The following is a 17,319-nucleotide window of genomic DNA, read 5'->3' on the forward strand; positions in this document are numbered from 1 at the left end:
ATGACATTCGCAATCGCCCCGTTCCCGATCGAAGCGGAACTCGGGAAGTGGCTCGCCTACGGGCTGTATCTGATCATCGGCGTTCTCTTCGGTGCCGCGTTGGAACAGGCGGGGTTCGCCTACTCGCCAAACCTTGCGGCACAGTTCTACCTGAAGGACATGCGCGTCTTGAAAGTGATGTTCACGGCAATCATCACCGCCATGACCCTCATCTTCTTCTCATCCGGGATTGGCATCCTCGACTACACGAAGGTGTTCGTGGATCCGACCTACCTGTGGCCCGGGATCGTGGGCGGCATCATCATGGGTGTCGGGTTCACGATCGGTGGCTTCTGCCCGGGCACGTCGGCGACTGCGGCGGCGACCGGCAGCGTTGACGGGATGTTCTATCTCGGCGGGATCATGACCGGAATCTTCGCGTTCGGCGAGACGGTCGATTCCTTCCAGAAGTTCTGGTTCGGTTGGGACATGGGGCGCTTCACGATCCCCGAGTGGCTTGGAATCTCCACTGGTGCCGCAGTCCTCCTGGTCATCGTCCTTGCTCTCGTGTTCTTCTGGGCGGCGGAGACCTTCGAGAAGCGTTTCGGCGGGATCGACCCGAAGAGCCGGCCGAAGGCCCGTTTCGTGGGCGCCGGCGTATTCGTACTTGCTGCGTTGGTGGTCATCCTCATCGGCCAGCCCGGCTGGGAGCAGCGATGGGAGCGCATGGCGGAAGAACAGAACCAGGTGCTGGCGAACCGGGAAGTGCAGATCCATCCGGGGGAGCTTCTCGGACTGATGAACAACGACAAGGTGAAACTCGTGATGCTCGATGTGCGTCCAGAGTCGGAATACAACCTGTTTCATCTTGCCTGGTCGCACCACGTCGATCCGGATCCCGCCGCGGTCGATGCCTTGGCACCCGAGTTGAATGCCAACCCGGCCAAGACCGCCGTGGTGCTGATGAGCGATGACGAGACCGCTGCAACCGAGGCGTGGAAGGTGCTCGTCGCCGAGGAGGTGCCGAATGTGTACATCCTCGAAGGCGGCATCAACGAGTGGCTGGAGACGTTCGGTGGACGAGAAGTGGAACAGGTAACGCATGTCGTGGGTGACGATCAGCTCCGTTTTGTCTTCGCGTCTGCGCTTGGTGACGCATACTCGGCGGCAAGTCCGGATCCCGAAGAGTACGAGCTGGAGTTCACGCCCAAGGTGGAGTTGGCAGCCAAGGCCGGCCCATCCGCCGGCGGCTGTGGCTGACGTTCCCCCGTATCCTCAATCGTCGGTGCTGCCGTGAACGAAGGGAGAAGCCCCTGAAGGCGGACGGCCGATCGGTAGCGACTACATTGGCGGCCGTGGAGAGCGCATTTCCTTTCCCCGAGGCGAATAGGCCGCTGGTGATCGGTATTGCGGGCGGCTCCGGATCGGGCAAGACGACGATCGCCTCCGCCGTGGTGGCGGACGTGGGGGTCGGGGAGGTCGCCGTCCTCGAGCACGACTCGTACTACCGGCACTTCGAAGGTCTCAGCTTCGAGGAGCGATCCAGAATCAACTACGACCACCCCGGTTCGCTCGAGACCGAACTGCTGGTCCGGCATCTCGAGATGTTGCTCGACGGTCATCCCATCGAGAAGCCCGTCTATGACTTCACGACACATTTGCGATCCCCCGAGACGGTCACCGTGAAACCGGCGCCGGTGATCGTCGTGGACGGCATCCTGGTTCTCGCCGATGCTCAGCTGCGCGCCCTGCTGGATCTCAAGGTGTTCGTCGACACCGACCCGGATCTGAGGGTGCTGCGACGCCTGCAGCGAGACATCGAAGAACGTGGCAGGACGATGCGCTCGGTGATCGAGCAGTACCTGGCCACGGTGCGACCGATGCATCTGCAGTTCGTCGAGCCGTCGAAGGTCCATGCGGACCTGATCATCCCGGAGGGATACAACCGTGGCGCCGTCGCCGCCGTCCTGGGGCTGGTTCGCCAACGCCTCGAAGGTGGCCCCGACGTCGGGTCCGTATAATCGCTCGGATGACACATCCAACAGTCGGAGTACTCGGTGTCGGCGCAATGGGCGAGGCACTCGTCGTCGGTCTTCTGAATGCCTCCTGGGAGCCGAGTGAACTGTCGCTCGGCGTGCGACGGGAAGAACAACGTGAGGAGCTGGCCGACCGGTACGGGTGTCCAACCAGCCTCGACCCGGTCACCGTGGTCGCCGGCCGCGACGTGGTCGTCGTCGCGGTGAAGCCCCGTTCGGTCCCACGGCTGCTCTCGGCAATTGCCGGTGTGGTCACGGCGGAACAGACCGTGGTGTCCCTCGCCGCCGGTGTCGCGACGAGTCTCTATGAGGATGCGCTTGGTGACGTACCTGTCGTGCGGGCGATGCCGAACACTCCGGCGCTCGTCGACGAGGGCATCACCGGGATTGCTCCAGGCCGCTTTGCGGGCGAGCGTTCGATGCGCCATGCGGATATCGTGCTTCAGGCGGTTGGTGGCGTGATCCAGATGGAGGAGCACCACCTGGATGCCGTCACCGCGGTGTCCGGTACGGGTCCCGCCTACGCGTTCCTTCTTGCCGAGGCGCTCACGGAAGCGGCCGTCAGAGAGGGCCTCTCCCGAAGTGTGGCCCAGCGCCTCGTCAATCAGACCATCAAGGGTGCCGGCGCACTCCTCGTCGAGACGGGCAAGGGACCGTTTGAGCTTCGTGCACAGGTCACATCACCCGGTGGCACGACCGCCGCTGCGATGCACGTCCTGGAAGGACGAGGTTTTCGGGCGTTGGTCGAGGACGCGGTCGCGGCTGCGGCGAATCGCTCACGAGAGCTGGGTGAGGCGGCTCGTCGAGAGGAGAGATGAGGGGTGTCGACACTCTTTCGCAAGGCCTTGCTGGCGGTGACCGAACGGAGTGCGGTTCGGGCGACGTTTACGAGGTTTCCGGCCGGGCGGGCCATGGCCAAGAGATTCGTCGCCGGTGAAAGCCTTGACGATGCGGTGGCTGTGGCCCGTCGGCTCAACGAGTCCGGTGCCATGGTGTCGCTCGACCATCTCGGTGAGGACGTGCACGACGCGGCATCGGCCAAGGCGGCGAAAGAGGACTACCTCGCCATACTCGACAGAATCGCGTCCGAGGGTCTCGACGCCAACATCTCCATCAAGTTGACGCAGCTCGGTATGGCCTTCGACGAGGAACAGGCGCGGGTGGCGCTCGAGGAGCTTGCCACCGAAGCGGCCGAGGTCGGTACGTCGGTGACGGTCGACATGGAGGAGTCCACCTGGACCGGGATCACGATCGATCTCTATGAGAAGGTCCAGCGTGCTCACGGGAACCTGGGCATCGCCGTGCAGGCCTATCTGCATCGCACTGCGGATGACCTCGAGCGGCTGATCCCACTCGGAGGGCATATCAGATTGTGTAAAGGCGCCTATGCCGAACCCGCCGACATCGCCTACCAGTCCAAAGGGGAGGTCGACGAGTCGTACGAGCGGCTGCTGGAGACGCTGATGGCCGCCAAGGAAACCAAGCCCGCGGTGGCGACCCACGACGAACGTTTGATCGAACGCACGTATGTGCTGGCCGCGTCGAGGGAAGAGCCGTTCGAGTTCCAGATGCTCTACGGGATCAGAGAGAACCTGCAGCAGGAGATCGTGGCCAAGGGGTACCCGCTGCGGGTGTACGTGCCGTACGGTTCCCAGTGGTATCCCTACCTGACCCGGCGGCTCGCGGAGCGCCCGGCCAACCTCTGGTTCTTCGCGAGGGCCCTGATCGGGCGGTAACTCACTGAACCCAGGGCTCGTAGGGGTCGTGGCGACCCCCCTGAGCCCTGGGTTCGCAGGGGGTCAGTCGTCGAGTCTGCCGAGGAGGTCCTCGACCAGGCCCGCCTCGTCGTGAAGTGGACCGACGGCTCCGGCACCATGACGGCACCAGGTGCACAGTGTCCGTCCGTCGGCGCCGACCTTGGCTGCCGTGGGCGTGTTGCAGCTTTCGCAGGCGGTCAGGGGTCCGGCCGCCAGTGTTCTGGCGTTGAGCAACCCCTCGATCCGGTCGCCGAAGCTCACTGCCGATTCCGGACAGGCAACGGCACAGATCCCACAGTCGAGACATGCCGCCGGCCGAAACGAGATGGCGAACGTCGCATCTTTCGTCGACATCGTCAGCGCATCGGTGGGACAGAACTGCACGCACGCCCGACACGCGGTGCACGCATCCGGATCGATGCGAACATCGGCAAAGGGAATTCGTGTCGTGCCCATCTCATCGATCGTGGGAAGGTGGGCGAGCAGCCGGACGCGCGATGTCGGAAGGCTGCCGCCGGGATCCCGATCGGTCAGTTCGGCAGCGCGATCCCGGACCAGGCCGAACAGCGCCCGCCGGGTGAAGTGCGGGTGGGCCCCGTCGATGACCTCGCGGACGGCGGCTGTTTCCGTCGCGTCCGAGGCGACGCGGATGGCCTGAGGGTTTCCGAGGAGGGCATTCACCGAATCGACCGCTGTGGCGATGACCGTGTGCGCCGAGCCGATGGGGCACTCTTCGCAGAGGGTGTCGTCCAGCACGATCGGTCGGTTCCCTTGGTCGGACAGTTCCAGGAGGTCGCCTATGTCGAGGCTTCCCAGGCATCGGGGGTGGGTGACGACGATGGCCGTCGGAAGTGGAGCTTTCCGCGGGTTGGTGCGGCGAACGCACACGACGCCGAGTTCGTCGGGTGCGTGCTGCGAGACCGACCGGAGGAGTGTCCGTTCGGTGTGGTCTCCCTCGCCGAACACGTCGGTTGGGCATACCGCGATGCAGACGCCACAGGCAACGCATGTTTCGGTGTCGAGGATCGGTGCAGGATGCTCCAAGCTGATCGCATCGACCGGACAAGCATTCGCGCACAGTCGGCAACCCGCGCGCCGATGGATGAGGTTGAGGCATCGGTCGAGGTCTGCCGATGGGACGTGTTGGCCGATCACCCGTGGCCTCCAGACGCAATCATGGGTCCGATCGGACCCATGATCGCGTCTGGGAGGAATACTGCAACGTGGGGCAGGCGAATCACCGATCGTCGCGGTGGCGCCGCTCGCCGGACTCCTACACCTTCTCGACCCTGACTTTCGTGTCGTAGAAGCTGGCGCTCCCACCGATCGGGTCGGTGAGACAGACGTCGCCGACCACCGGGTCGATTCGCATCGCCGGGTTCGGTACCGTGCCGGACGCCCGGGCCGGTTCGCCCTTGATCGTTTGACCGTCGATGACGATGTCGTTCGAGCCATACGCCCAGTGGCCCCGCCACGAGAGTGCCACGGTGCCCGGACGCATCCCCTCCATCACATCCACTTCGGCTTCGACCGCGTAGGTGCGGCCATCACCGAGATCGAAGGTCCCGGTCGGAAGGCTCGCCGACACGATGCGGGCACGCTCACCCGACTTGATGCCTCGCGCAACCGCGTCCCTCGTGTTCATCTGGATGTGGTTCCTGGGCGACAGTGCCTTCTGGAGCCAGGCGGATCCTCGGCTGCGGCTCTGACCCTCCCAGATCTCCTTGAAGGTGATGAGGCTCAAATCGAACGCTCCGTCGTCGATCTCGTTGCCGGCCGCATCCTTGACCGGTTGCCACTTCGGTAGACCATCGAACCGTTCACCGGTCATGCTGTCTTTCACCTTGGACACGTTCTCGATGAACAGGTTCCACCGGCCCTTCCATTGGTGGGCGAGCCACTCGTTGTCCTTGTACAGCTTGTCGCTCGCCTCGAATCGCCCGCCCCGGTTGAGTAGGTGGACGACGCTGGGCCACAGTTTCGGCGGTACGGCTCGCATCCACACGTCCTCGTCGAAGACGGTCTTCGGGAGGTGGCGTCTCGCTTCCCGGAAGATGCGGAACTCCTCACTGTCCGACTCCGGCAGTGTTTCGGAGCCGTCCTCCTTGTCTCCGAACGCCAGGTTGGCGAAGAACGCCAGGAAGTACTGCTCGGGACGGTCCAACGGGTAGCCGGGTCCGAGTCCATCCTTTCCGAATCCAGCCAGACCGAGCTTCTTGCCCACGGCGATCAAGAACGCGTCGAATGAGATCGGCATCCGTTCGCCGTCGATCTCGACGATCTCGGTCAGGGGAGCCATGGTGGGCTGGCGTATCTTGCTCATCTTCGTCAGGATCGCCGGCGACGTGTGTGGCGTTCCCCAACGTTCCATGTAGGTGAGGTCCGGCACGATGTAGTCCGCGTACATGGAGGTCTCGCCGACCACGATGTCACACGCGATGAACAGCGGGATCTTGGTGGGATCTCGCAGGAGATCGATCTGTGCCTGTCCCGCCGGTGAGGCGAGGGCCACGGTTCCCATGTTCGTGAGCACCACTTTCGCCGAGTACGGGTACCCTGCCGCGGCGCTGGGGATGACGTGCTGGTAGACGTCGTTCGTGAACGGGTACCAGGGCCGCTTGGCCGGGAACCCTTCGAACAGCGTCGTCTTGTCGTAGGACGCCTGTTGGCGGTTGATGTGGATGCCCCACTTCTTCAGTCCGCCGGGGGCTGCGGCAACGACACTCTTCGGGAAGGGTGCCCCGGGTTTGGAGCCGTCCTCGTGCCAGTGGCCGCCACCCGCGGTGAGACCGCCGCGATGGTTCACGTTGCCGATCAGCACATTGAGGGTGATGATCGCCTGACCGTTGTGGTAGCCGTTGGTGTGCTGCACCGGACCCCGATACATGTCGGTGGCGGCGCGCTTTCCGTGACTCGTGAATTCGTCGGCCAAGCTCACGATGTCCTGCTCACGTATGCCGCAGATATCTGCGTACTCGGCGAGCGTCCTCTCGTTCGCCCGATCCGCCAGCAGCTGAAACGCCGGCTTGACCACGATGCCGTTGACGGTGAACTCGCCCAGCAAGGCACCGGCCGCTGCCGCGTCGGCGAGCGTCGGACCGCCATCGGTCATCAGGACACGAGCTCCCGTGACCGGCTCGCCGTTCTCGTCGGTGGGAGGTTCGAGTCCGGCGTCTTCCGCCGTGAGGAACACCATCTCGTCGACCCGGACCAGATGGGTTGCGTCGGTGTAGGTGACTTCGCCGTTCGCCTTCGCAGCGTCCATGCTCGGTGCAGACAGGTAGGCGGCGTCGTAACGGTCGCTCGCGATGATCCAGCGGATCATGCCCAGCGCCAGGGCGCCGTCGGCGCCAGGATTCACCGGAACCCACTTCCAGGCTTTCGTGGCAGTCTTGCTGAGCCGCGGGTCGACGACGGCGAACTTGAACTTGTTCCTGATCAGTGAGTCGGTGACCTGTTCGGCCATCGGTGTCGGACCGAAGTTCGCCTCGAACGCGCCGGTGCCGAAGAAGATGACGAACTCGGCCGAGAGGAGATCCGGCTTCAAGTGGTCCTTGCCACCGGTCATCTGCTTGAACGCGATGTGGTGGCTCTGCTCACAGATGGTGGTATGCAGGTAGTAGTTCACCGAGCCCATACCGTCATACGTGAAGCGTTTGCTCAGCTCCTTGCGGCCGTGTTCGACGCGTCCGCCCAGGAACACGAACTGGTTGTTCACCGGTCCGAGATCCGGATGGTCGGGATCGATGAGGAGATCGAGATGGGCGGCGTGCTTCTGTTTGAACTCGTCGACCGTCATGTCACCGGCCACGACGGCGCTCGTGTCTTCGGCAAGCTGCTTGGCCAGCTCAGGATCCCGGAGCTTGTAGACGTCCTGGAGCCCGTCGACCGGACCCTCGCCGAAAAGGTCTCCACCGGTGACGACCTCGTCGATGAACTGGTTCCATTCGATCACCTGCCACTGGCCTTGGCCTCTCCGACCGACACGCTTGAGGACCTTTCGGATCCGGTACGGGTCGTAGGCGATCTGGACCGATGATTGTCCTTTCGGGCAGAGCTTCGCATCGTCCTTGGCCGCCTCCGGCAGCGGGGTGTTCTCCCACAATGCAGGCAGGAGATTCATCGGGCTGTACGGGTTGCCGTCGACCTTCACGAGCACACCGTCTTGAAGCTTCGCCTTGAGGGTGCAGGCCGTGTGACAGCCCAGGCAGACCGAGTAGATGAGGTTTTCGGGCTTGTTCAGTGCATAGACGTCGCCGGCGAGTGCCGTGGTGGGCTCCACGATGTTCCCGGTGATTCGTGCGAGCGCCGGAAGGGAACCGGCCATGGCGATCGATCCACCGACGAGGGCGCTCGTCTTGACGAAATCTCGTCGAGTTACCGAGAACGTGCTGTCGTTTTCCTGGGTGTCAACGTGGCGTTCATCGGCCATGTCGGACGACCTCCTTCTGACGAATGATCGGTAAGAGTTGGTATCCGGTGAGGAACAGGATTCCGGCCAGAGAGACCACCCAGACGAAGACGAGCCATTCACCGAGGCTTGGGTAGTAGTTGAACGTCAGGCCGGGACCGGTGAAGGCGTGCTTGAGCCCGGCGAGCTCTTCGACGTCGAGGCCGGGAAGGACGATGTTCAGCCGCACGGTGAGGAACGTGGATGCGATGAGCGCACCCGCCCATCCGATCGCCGCCTTCGACCGGCCACGGAAGGTCAGGAGCGCGGCCGGCACGATGACGCCGAGTATGACGTGAACGATCCAGAACGCCCACCAGTACGGTCCGAACATGACGAGGCGGATGCTCTCCGTCATCGACGGTACCGCCGATATGAGACCGGTGGAATACTCGGCCCATTCGAGGAGAACGTCGAGCGCCAGAAGCCCAAGGACGATCTGACCGAGGAAGATGACGGTGTTGCGGTGTGCTCGAGAACCTCGGTCGGGACCCCAAAGGACGGTGAGAAAGGTGAGGAGGGCACCTCCCGACACCAGGGCCCCGACCAGGAACACGATCGGTGTGAGGCCTCCGTGCCAGAAGGGTCGTGCACCGACCACACCGAAGAGCGCTCCGACACCTCCGTGGAAGGCGACGGCGAGGGGAACACCGATCGATCCGAGGATCTTGAGGATTCTGTGGTCCCTCTCGATGCTTTCGGTCGACTGGTCCCTACGTCCGAACGTCAGGAAGCCACAGAGCTTGCCTCGAAGCCCTGGATCGTTCGCGCAGGCGGCCAGGTCGGCTCGTATGGCGAACCACAGTTCGACGAGGAGCAGGACGAAATAGCTTGTGTACAGCCACGCCATCCAGCCCATCATCGACGTGAAGTGGGTGTGGGTGATCAGGCGGTATGCCCGCAGTGGATGTCCCAGGTCGAACCACACCAGCAGCATCGCTCCGAAGAGTGTGATCAGGGCGGTGAAGAGTGCCAGTTTGCCGACTCCTTCGAGCCGCTTCACTCGAAACACGTAGACGAGTGTCGACAGCAGGAATGCACCGGCAGACAGACCGATCAGGTAGATGTAGGCGGCAACCCACAAACCCCACGGTATGTAGCTGCCGTAGTTGGCCATGTGATGGCCTTGGGTGATTCGTAGGACCACGCCGACGGTTCCTGCGAGGAACCCTGCGCCGGCGAGTGCCCAGGCGATGGTCTTCGATGTTTTGGTCACAGTCACACCTCCTCTCACACCACGTAATAGACGGATGGTTTCGTGCCGAGCTCTTCCTTGAGCCGGATGACGTCAGGCCGGGCGGCCATCTCGGCGACGAGGGAGTCCGGATCGTTGATGTCACCGAAGTAGTTCGCGGCGCCGATGCACGTCGTTACACAGGCGGGCAGCAGGCCCTGCTCCAGCCGGTGGAGGCAGAACGTGCACTTTCGCGCATTGCCTTCGGGTGACCCACCGTCACGCGGCCATTCCTTGCCGTACTCGTGGTTCGGTAGGAGCTCGTACTCCATCTGGCGTGGAGAGCCTTCGGTGTAGGTGTGTCCTGTATCGAAAGTTCTGGCGGAGTAGGGGCAGGCGGTGATGCAGTACCGGCATCCGATGCACTGGTCGTAGTCGATCTCGATGATGCCGTCGTCGCGTTTCCATGTTGCGCCCACCGGGCACACCTCGACGCAAGGTGGCTCTCCGCACTGCATGCACGGTCGTGGCAAGAACCGTCGGGTTACGTTGGGGAACGTGCCGATTTCCGTGTCCAACACGGGACGGTAGACGACGCCGGGCGGAAGCTTGTTCTCGGCGACGCAGCTGATGGTGCACGCGTGACAACCGACGCACTTGCGCAGATCGATCACCATCACCCAGTGGCGTTGGTCGACGGGTTTCTGAAGCGCCCGTTCGATGTCCATTCGCATTCGGATGAGCACGTTCTCTTGTTGGAGCAAGTCAGGCATGCAACATTCTCCTCTCGCATGGCCCGGGGGCATTGCATCATCCAACGCCGGTCGTTGGTAGCGGGAGAATCCCTGATTCGTGTCCGTGGGGTCCTGTTTGTCGCGGGGCCCGGTGTCGGGGAGATCCCCTACATGGCAGAGGAGGCGGCCTTCGAGGTCATGGGCGGGAACCACCAGCTGTGGTGGGATGCACCGCATGTACTCGAAGACCCCACGATACGGCGGGCACTCGAAGTCAGGGCCGCACGGGCCCTGTGACAGAGGGGTGCTCGACGGAGCAGCACTCAGGAACCGCCTATTGAAGGACCCCGAGTTCCAGGGCGAGTCGCACGAGGGAGGCTCGGCTGTGGAGGTCGAGTTTGCGCATCATGCGCGCTTTGTAGGTTTCGACGGTTTTGACACTGAGGTACAGCATGTCGGCGATCTCGGTGTTCGAGTGGCCGAGCGCCGTAAGCTCGAAGATCTCGGCCTCTCGCTCGCTGAGCGAGTTGTAGCGCTCATGCTTCTGGTCGGTCGGCTCCTGTGGCGTGTCGAGGGTGTCTTCGAGTAGCAGCTTGGTGTGGCGGGGGCTGACGTACACACCACCTTCGTGGACGGCTCGGATGGCGGTGAGGAGTTCCTCTGCAGCAGACTGTTTGAGGAGGAAACCGGCGCCGCCAGACTCGAGAATCGTCCGCAGGTATCCGGGGTCGTCGTACATGGTGAGTACGAGCACCTTGCAGTCGGGAGCTCGTTCACGGATCATCGGGAGTGCTTCGAGGCCGCTGCACACGGGCATGTTGATGTCCATCACGACGACATCCGGTTTGAGGTGGGCGACGAGATCGACACAGATCGCGCCATCACCGGCTTCTCCGACGACCTCAAGGTCGGCTTCAGCGTCGAGGAGTGATTTCAGTCCGGCGCGAAGTACTGCATGGTCGTCGGCGAGGACGATTCGAATCGGGCTCATGAGGGGACTTCGATGTACACGGAAGTTCCTCCGCTTCCACTTTCGAAGCGTACGCGTCCCCCGAGAAGGTCGGCGCGTTCGATGATGCTGTGGATGCCGACACTTGTGCCGGAGCGTCGCATGGCATCGACATCGAACCCGACGCCGTCGTCCTCGATGATCGCCTGGACCAAGCCGTTCCTTTGTGTGACGAGGACACTGATCGTTCTTCCCCGGCTGTGGCGGGCTGCGTTGGTCATGCTTTCTTGCACCATACGGTACAGCGCGATCTCCACGGTCGAGTGAAGACGGGTGGCGAGGTCGAAGTGGGTGTCCACGGCGAACTCGGGATAGATGTTCTCGAAGTCGGCGGCGTAATTGCGAAGTGCCTCGGCGAGCCCCAGATCGTCGAGGACGCTCGGACGCAGGTCCCGTCCGAGTTGTCGCACGGTCTGGAGCGTCTCGTCGGTGATCGCTCGCAGTTTCGAGGCTCTGGCATTGAGGTCTTCCGCGCCGGTGGCCAGTGTCAGCGCCGAGATCCCCAGGGTCAGTGAGTTGAGGGCCTGGCCTACACCGTCATGGAGTTCTCGAGCGATCCTCTTTCGCTCCTCTTCCTGGGCGGTGATGAGCTGTTCGAGCAGGCGTGTCCTGGCCGCTTCCTTCTCGTTGATGGTTGCCTGGCTCTCTTGGAGGTCATCGACCATGTGGTTGAACGCGTCTGCCAGCACGCCGATCTCGTCTTTCGCCCAGCGTCGGGCCCGCGCAGCGAGATCTCCCGCACCGACTTTCTTGGTCGTGTGTACGAGGTCGAGGATCGGACGAGTGAGGATCCAGGTGAGGAAGATGGCGGCAGCGATGCCGGCGAGGGCGACGACCAGCGTGGTGAGCAACATCTGGCCGGTTATCGCATTGATGACATTCTGCAGCCGCTTTTCGGAGAGCCCCACGCGAGCCGTGCCGGCGCGACCGTCGAAGATGGGTGCCGAGTACTCGTGCACGGTGCCTTCACTGCTCCCGTAGATGATCTCGCCATCGTCACCGGGATGAATACCGAGAAGTTGCGTTGGGAATCCGTCGGCTCCGAACGTGTGGGCCACGACGTTGCCGCTCGGATCGACCACGTAGGCGTAGAGGGCGTCCGGGTGATTGGCGACCGTGTCGGTGAGGAGATCGTGCAGTGAGAGTGTGTCGTCCAGGAGGAGTGGATCGGCGCTGCGCCCCGCGATGTCGCTGGCCACGGACTGGCCCCGGCTGTCCAGTTCACCGATCAGAACCTGGTGGAGGACGGCTCTGACCTGCCACGTGATTCCGAGGCCGAGAACGGTGGTGAGGGCAAGGACGATGCCGAGAATCTTGGTTCTGACGCTGACGGCGCCCAGGAGCTGTTTCGTCTGACCTGCGTATCGTTCGAGGTTCGACGAGTCGCCGGGGTTGGTGATCATGGCGTCTGCTCGACCGCGTCGATGACGGCGCGTACGCCGTCATAGGCGCCGTCGTCGACGGAGACAAAGCCGTCGATGCCCAGCGTGGCCAGGACCGGTGTGCCTGTCGGATCCGTCGAGATCGAGAGAAGAAGATCCCTGAGTTCGGCTGCCTGGCGTGGCGTGACGTCCGGAGATACGACCACGGGGGGGATGGTGAATGCAGGCGATCGGTTGATCACCTTGATCTGCAGGGCGAGGTTCGGATTCCTCTTCAGCGCATAGTCGAGGACGAGGCTGTCGACGGCGGCCGCATCGGCGACTCCGTCTGCCACGGCTTTGATGGCCCGATCGTGGCTGTAGGTGAAGAATGTTCGAGCGAAGAACGTCTCTGGTGTCTCTCCGAGTTGTTCGACGAGGTACGTTGGATAGATACGTCCCGTCGTGCTGATCGGATCGGTGAAGGCGAAGACGACTCCACGGAGATCGCTCATGGACTCCGCCGTGCTGTCGTAGGGAACGATGAGTTCGGAGTAGTAGATCGTCTGGTCGTCGATCTGGGGGGCAACGAGAAGGCGAAGGCCGAACTGATCGTGACCGGCGACATAGGCGCTCGTGCACACGAATCCGACTTCGACATCGCCGGACTTGAGAAGATCATTGATCTCCTGGTAGGTCCGGCGTTGGACGATCTCGACCGGTCGACCCAACCTCTCTGCGAGGTAGCTTGCCAGGGCCCCGTAACTGTCGATGGTGCCTTCGGGCGACAGGATCGCGGCGACGGCGACACGCAGCGGTTTGATCGCGGTGGACGCGGCGACGGGGACCGGGGATCGGTGGGAAAAGTCGACGTACGGCAGGGCGGCAGTCCGGCTCGCGGTGCACGCACCGAGGAGCAAGGAGAGCACGACGACCCGGGTGACGCTGCAAGTTCTCACGTCTCGCGTCCGTTGTTCCCGAGATGGCCGACGAGGAAGTCGGCGAGTCCGGAGGCGTCGTCGAGGCCGAATTGAGGCACCGGCAGGTCCCACGTGTGATCGGTGACCAGAGCCAGCAGCTCGTCCGGGTTGCAGAGGAGTTCGCCGCTGCGGGCCGAACGGTGTACCTCGATCTTGGGATAGGCGCCGCGTTTGTAGCCTTCGGTGAGGACCAGATCCATGTCGGAGAGATGCGCTGCGATGACCGCGTCCAGGTCGGTCGACCCTGCCTGTCTGCGAAAGACGGCCACTTGTACCGGGCTGGCGCCGACAACGACCTCCGCTCCTGCTTCTGCGAGTCGGTGCGTGTCCTTTCCGGGGACATCGAAGGAGGAGAGATGGCTGTGATGCTTCAACACGCCGACCCTGACTCCTCTGGATTCGAGTTCCGGAAGGAGCTTCTCGAGGAGGGTGGTCTTGCCGGTGCCGGACTTCGCGACGACCGAGACGACCGGTGTGACTCGCCCGAGTTCCTTCACTCGAGATCGTTCGAACCCGGCACCCGTGCTACGTCGGCGGGACATGACGTTCCGTCTCCTCCCGTGGGTCGTGATGGCGGGATCATACCCCTGTGTGAGCGAGGTCCTGTCGGAGACACGTCCGGGACGGTGATGCCCATTTGCCGACGTGTCGGATCGGCCCCCTTCAGAGCCTCGTCTATCCAGGCGGGGGCGGCGATCACGGCGGGGGACCTCGCGGTCCTGATCGCACCTGGTGCAACGTGGCGTATCTCGGAGATGTCCGCTCCGGCATCCGGGACCTTTCGGTCCTCGGGACGCACCGTGCCTTCGACCGGTGCGCCGATGGCGATGTCCAACTTCGTAAGGCGGCCGGCTCTTGCATCCAAGCGGCCGACAGTGGGGCGCCGACGCAGCAGATCGGGCGTGAGACCCGGTCCGCTCATCGTTGCGCTTCGGTCGGGTAGAAACGCCGGCGAGCCCACAGAGCGACGTACACGAGACCGACGAGGACGGGGACTTCGATCAGAGGTCCGACGACGCCGGCGAGGGCCTCACCCGAGGAGATGCCGAAGATGCCGATGGTGACGGCTATGGCCAGTTCGAAGTTGTTCCCGGCGGCCGTGAACGACAGCGTCACGTTCTTCGGGTAGGAGAGTCGTAGGCGCAGGCCGAGAGCGAAGGAGACGCTCCACATGATGGCGAAGTATGCGATGAGTGGCAGGGCGATGCGGGCGACATCGAAGGGTTGTGAGGTGATCGCGTCGCCTTGGAGGGCGAATAGCAGCACGACCGTGAACAGCAGACCCCAAAGGGCGATCGGACCGATCCTCGGCAAGAACCTTCCCTCATACCACTCGACGCCCTTGGATCGCTCACCCCACAGTCGGGTCAGCCACCCTGCGACCAGGGGGACGCCGAGGAAGATGAGTACCGACTTGGCGATTGCCCATATCGAGATCGAGACCGTGTGCGTCTCCAGGCCGAGCCATCCCGGCAGCACGGTGAGATAGAAGTAGCCGAGAACTGCGTACGCGACGATCTGAAACAGTGAGTTGAGAGCAACGAGAACCGCAGCGGCCTCACGGTGTCCGGACGCAAGGTCGTTCCAGATGAGCACCATTGCGATACACCTGGCCAGACCGACGAGGATGAGCCCGGTGCGGTAGGCGGGAAGGTCGGGGAGCAGCAGCCACGCGAGGGCAAACATGAGTGCGGGTCCGACGATCCAGTTCAGGACCAGAGAGGTGACTATCAGCGTGCGGTCCGTGGCGATCTCGCCGATACGCGAGTACCGCACCTTGGCAAGCACCGGGTACATCATCGCCAACAAGCCGAGCGCTATCGGCAATGAGACGGTGTCGATCTTGACTGCGTCGAGCCAGTCGTTGAGCGTAGGGACGGCCCTCCCGAGGCCGAGGCCCAGGGCCATGGCGAGGCCGATCCAGATGGGCAGGAATCGGTCGAGTAGCGAGAGGCGTTCGACGACCGACTCCTCTATCGCCTTGACCCGGGTATGCGGCGACGACATCATGCTCCACCCCTTCGGAGGTGATCCACGAGAGACTCGATCTTGGGTGCCGTGCCGTTGAGTGTTTCGGCACCGGCGGTCATCGGGCGATCTCCGACATGCGGTATTCGCGGGGAAGTGCGCGATCGAGCCTCTCCCAGGCTTCGGGGGCGATCGAGTAGTCGATCCATCGGCCACGCTTCTTGCCGACGATGAGGCCGGCTTCCCTGAGGACCTTCAGGTGGTAGGAGAGCAGGTTCTGGGCGATCGCGACGATGTCGCCGATCTCACACACGCACTTCGGCGTCTCCGAGAGGAGATCGAGGATGGCCAGCCGGGTCGGGTCGGCGAGCGCTCCGAGCAACTCGGCACTCTGTTCAAAACGTCTTGTATCAAGAGTTGTTGAGACGTTCATGCTTGGACTGTACCAAATGGGACGAGGGAGGCAAGTCCAGGTGAAGAACCGTCGTGCCCTTCATTGTCGGCATCATGGGCGATCGTCACCAGATGCGGACGCGACGATGCCGGTCGGCGTTCACCGATCGGCATCGTGTGGCTGAGAGTGCCCGGCGGTGGGGCGTGACCGGAGGTCGCCGGGCCAGATCACCCCGAACGCCGGGCGTGTTCGGGGGTCTACCGTCCTGTGAGCAGGTCGCTCCGTCTCTCTTCGAGTTCGAGCGCATCGATCTCCCCTCGGGCGAATCTTGCCTCGAGGATGTCGAGGGCGCGGTCGCGAGAGGTTGTCACCTGCTCCGGCCTCGAGCCGGCACTCCGAGCAATCCAGACGATTCCCCAGAGGATCGCTCCCCAGAACAAGACCATCCAAAGAGCTCCGAACCATCCTCCAAATGACCACATCATGGTGTTCTCCTTACCTGTTGATGCGGTCAGTACATCAGAGGAAGATGAACGGTCTACGCATGCCCGTGTAAAGCTTCTGCAACGGGTGACGCCTTCTTGCAACGAATTTGCAATAAGCTGCTGTTCGAGAGACTTCGATAGGAGAAGGGCCGTGCCGGAACTCATTGCCACGATCCGCACGGTTTCCCCCGTCGGCGTGGCCCTTCTCATATCGGCTTTCTTCCTTGGATTGCGGCATGGCATCGACTGGGATCACATCGCCGCCATCTCGGATATCACGAGCACACAGGAGACGGTGCGGTCCTCGCTGTGGTTTTCGACGCTCTATGCGATCGGGCACGCGGCTGTCGTGCTGGCCATCGGTGCCGCTCTGATCGTGGCCGACTTCGAGATGCCGGCAGGTCTGGAATCGCTCATGGGCAGGGTCGTCGGGGCCACACTCGTCGTCCTGGGAGTGTGGGTCCTCGTGGCACTGGTCCGTCACGGTGACCGTTTCCGGATGCGGAGTCGTTGGATGCTTCTGTTCTCCGGGGTGCGTTCCGGGATCCGACGCCTTCGAGGCCATCGGCCCGGTCCCGAAGCATCGGACCAGGATCCATTTGCGACCTATGGAGCCAAGACGTCGCTGGGTGTTGGCATGCTCCATGGGGTGGGGGCCGAGACACCCACCCAGGTGGTGATCTTCCTCGGTGCAACGGGCGTGGGTGGAAAAGGTCTCGGGATGGGCGTGCTGGTGGTTTTCGTCGTGGGGCTGATTGTGGCCAACACGCTGATCGCCGTTGGCGCCTCGGTCGGCTTTCTCGGCGCGACCCGCTCTCGTTGGGCATACCGACTGACCGGCGGCGTCATTGCGCTCTTCAGCCTGGTCCTCGGAACGATATTCCTACTCGGCGGCGCTTCGATGTTGCCCACCCTTGCGGGCTGAAGGCGCGCCGAGCGCTCGACGGCGGATCGCCCCGACGCAAAGCCGTTGCAGCTCTTTCCCTCGACTT

At 63.2% G+C, this 17,319-nt stretch carries 17 protein-coding genes; 6 read left to right on the forward strand and 11 right to left on the reverse strand.

The features are described from left to right. The 4 genes from GXP34_04520 to GXP34_04535 all read left to right on the forward strand — a co-directional run bounded on the left by GXP34_04520 (position 1) and on the right by GXP34_04535 (position 3,751). Complete coding sequence (locus GXP34_04520; protein ID NOY55233.1) at positions 1-1,239, forward strand: YeeE/YedE family protein; 1,239 nt, start codon at positions 1-3, stop codon at positions 1,237-1,239. Between the two features lie 95 nt (positions 1,240-1,334). After that, positions 1,335-2,000 carry a uridine kinase gene (gene udk, locus GXP34_04525; protein NOY55234.1) on the forward strand — a complete coding sequence of 222 codons (666 nt, stop codon included), beginning with the start codon at positions 1,335-1,337 and terminating at the stop codon, positions 1,998-2,000. 8 nt (positions 2,001-2,008) lie between these two features. After that, a complete protein-coding gene (locus GXP34_04530; protein ID NOY55235.1) occupies positions 2,009-2,833 on the forward strand; it encodes a pyrroline-5-carboxylate reductase in 825 nt (274 codons plus the stop codon). Between the two features lie 3 nt (positions 2,834-2,836). Continuing rightward, the gene (locus GXP34_04535) at positions 2,837-3,751 is read left to right on the forward strand and encodes a proline dehydrogenase (GenBank protein NOY55236.1); all 915 of its coding nucleotides are present in this window, start codon (positions 2,837-2,839) and stop codon (positions 3,749-3,751) included. Positions 3,752-3,814: 63 nt separating this feature from the next. On the opposite strand, the gene GXP34_04540 is transcribed toward GXP34_04535, so the two are convergent. The 4 genes from GXP34_04540 to GXP34_04555 all read right to left on the reverse strand — a co-directional run bounded on the left by GXP34_04540 (position 3,815) and on the right by GXP34_04555 (position 10,169). Continuing rightward, a complete protein-coding gene (locus tag GXP34_04540; protein ID NOY55237.1) occupies positions 3,815-4,927 on the reverse strand; it encodes a 4Fe-4S dicluster domain-containing protein in 1,113 nt (370 codons plus the stop codon). A 118-nt stretch (positions 4,928-5,045) separates the two neighbouring features. Beyond that, positions 5,046-8,204, reverse strand: a complete 3,159-nt coding sequence (locus GXP34_04545; protein ID NOY55238.1) for a molybdopterin-dependent oxidoreductase — start codon at positions 8,202-8,204, stop codon at positions 5,046-5,048. Then, a complete protein-coding gene (gene nrfD, locus GXP34_04550; GenBank protein NOY55239.1) occupies positions 8,194-9,438 on the reverse strand; it encodes a polysulfide reductase NrfD in 1,245 nt (414 codons plus the stop codon). Before nrfD ends, GXP34_04545 begins: the two co-directional genes overlap by 11 nt. Positions 9,439-9,452: 14 nt before the next feature. Further along, entirely contained in the window at positions 9,453-10,169 is a 717-nt protein-coding gene (locus GXP34_04555) for a 4Fe-4S dicluster domain-containing protein (protein ID NOY55240.1), read from the reverse strand. A gap of 18 nt (positions 10,170-10,187) precedes the next feature. Between GXP34_04555 and GXP34_04560 the strand changes: the two genes are divergently transcribed. After that, positions 10,188-10,427 (forward strand): hypothetical protein, encoded by a 240-nt coding sequence (locus tag GXP34_04560; GenBank protein NOY55241.1) that lies wholly within the window; start codon positions 10,188-10,190, stop codon positions 10,425-10,427. 37 nt (positions 10,428-10,464) lie between these two features. Here GXP34_04560 and GXP34_04565 read toward each other — a convergent pair whose 3' ends face one another. From GXP34_04565 to GXP34_04595, 7 genes are all read right to left on the reverse strand, one after another. Beyond that, a complete protein-coding gene (locus GXP34_04565; protein ID NOY55242.1) occupies positions 10,465-11,121 on the reverse strand; it encodes a response regulator transcription factor in 657 nt (218 codons plus the stop codon). Further along, positions 11,118-12,542: a HAMP domain-containing protein gene (locus GXP34_04570; protein NOY55243.1), complete on the reverse strand. Its 1,425-nt coding sequence runs from the start codon at positions 12,540-12,542 to the stop codon at positions 11,118-11,120. The genes GXP34_04565 and GXP34_04570 overlap by 4 nt, the downstream gene beginning before the upstream one ends. Further along, entirely contained in the window at positions 12,539-13,459 is a 921-nt protein-coding gene (gene phnD, locus GXP34_04575; GenBank protein ID NOY55244.1) for a phosphate/phosphite/phosphonate ABC transporter substrate-binding protein, read from the reverse strand. The genes GXP34_04570 and phnD overlap by 4 nt, the downstream gene beginning before the upstream one ends. Beyond that, positions 13,456-14,022, reverse strand: coding sequence for a molybdopterin-guanine dinucleotide biosynthesis protein B (mobB, locus tag GXP34_04580; GenBank protein NOY55245.1), 567 nt, complete (start codon positions 14,020-14,022; stop codon positions 13,456-13,458). Before mobB ends, phnD begins: the two co-directional genes overlap by 4 nt. 376 nt (positions 14,023-14,398) lie before the next feature. Continuing rightward, positions 14,399-15,487, reverse strand: a complete 1,089-nt coding sequence (gene arsB, locus GXP34_04585) for an ACR3 family arsenite efflux transporter (protein ID NOY55246.1) — start codon at positions 15,485-15,487, stop codon at positions 14,399-14,401. Positions 15,488-15,566: 79 nt separating this feature from the next. After that, positions 15,567-15,881 carry a winged helix-turn-helix transcriptional regulator gene (locus GXP34_04590; GenBank protein ID NOY55247.1) on the reverse strand — a complete coding sequence of 105 codons (315 nt, stop codon included), beginning with the start codon at positions 15,879-15,881 and terminating at the stop codon, positions 15,567-15,569. Positions 15,882-16,099: 218 nt separating this feature from the next. Beyond that, the gene (locus GXP34_04595) at positions 16,100-16,324 is read right to left on the reverse strand and encodes an SHOCT domain-containing protein (protein NOY55248.1); all 225 of its coding nucleotides are present in this window, start codon (positions 16,322-16,324) and stop codon (positions 16,100-16,102) included. Positions 16,325-16,478: 154 nt separating this feature from the next. Here GXP34_04595 and GXP34_04600 point away from each other — a divergent pair, with 154 nt between their 5' ends. Next, positions 16,479-17,252 (forward strand): hypothetical protein, encoded by a 774-nt coding sequence (locus GXP34_04600; protein NOY55249.1) that lies wholly within the window; start codon positions 16,479-16,481, stop codon positions 17,250-17,252. Positions 17,253-17,319 lie beyond the last annotated feature (67 nt).

It is taken from the genome of Actinomycetota bacterium (assembly GCA_013152275.1).
In the GTDB taxonomy this organism is placed as follows: domain Bacteria; phylum Actinomycetota; class Acidimicrobiia; order Spongiisociales; family UBA4744; genus BMS3Bbin01.

Bases quoted from the DNA above. Each gene is read 5' to 3' on its own strand.
- GXP34_04520 (NOY55233.1), top strand. From the start codon at position 1: ATGACATTCGCAATCGCCCCGTTCCCGATCGAAGCGGAACTCGGGAAG.
- GXP34_04530 (NOY55235.1), top strand. From the start codon at position 2,009: ATGACACATCCAACAGTCGGAGTACTCGGTGTCGGCGCAATGGGCGAG.
- GXP34_04545 (NOY55238.1), bottom strand. From the start codon at position 8,204: ATGGCCGATGAACGCCACGTTGACACCCAGGAAAACGACAGCACGTTC.
- GXP34_04555 (NOY55240.1), bottom strand. From the start codon at position 10,169: ATGCCTGACTTGCTCCAACAAGAGAACGTGCTCATCCGAATGCGAATG.
- GXP34_04560 (NOY55241.1), top strand. From the start codon at position 10,188: ATGGCCCGGGGGCATTGCATCATCCAACGCCGGTCGTTGGTAGCGGGA.
- GXP34_04565 (NOY55242.1), bottom strand. From the start codon at position 11,121: ATGAGCCCGATTCGAATCGTCCTCGCCGACGACCATGCAGTACTTCGC.
- GXP34_04570 (NOY55243.1), bottom strand. From the start codon at position 12,542: ATGATCACCAACCCCGGCGACTCGTCGAACCTCGAACGATACGCAGGT.
- mobB (NOY55245.1), bottom strand. From the start codon at position 14,022: ATGTCCCGCCGACGTAGCACGGGTGCCGGGTTCGAACGATCTCGAGTG.
- arsB (NOY55246.1), bottom strand. From the start codon at position 15,487: ATGTCGTCGCCGCATACCCGGGTCAAGGCGATAGAGGAGTCGGTCGTC.
- GXP34_04590 (NOY55247.1), bottom strand. From the start codon at position 15,881: ATGAACGTCTCAACAACTCTTGATACAAGACGTTTTGAACAGAGTGCC.
- GXP34_04595 (NOY55248.1), bottom strand. From the start codon at position 16,324: ATGTGGTCATTTGGAGGATGGTTCGGAGCTCTTTGGATGGTCTTGTTC.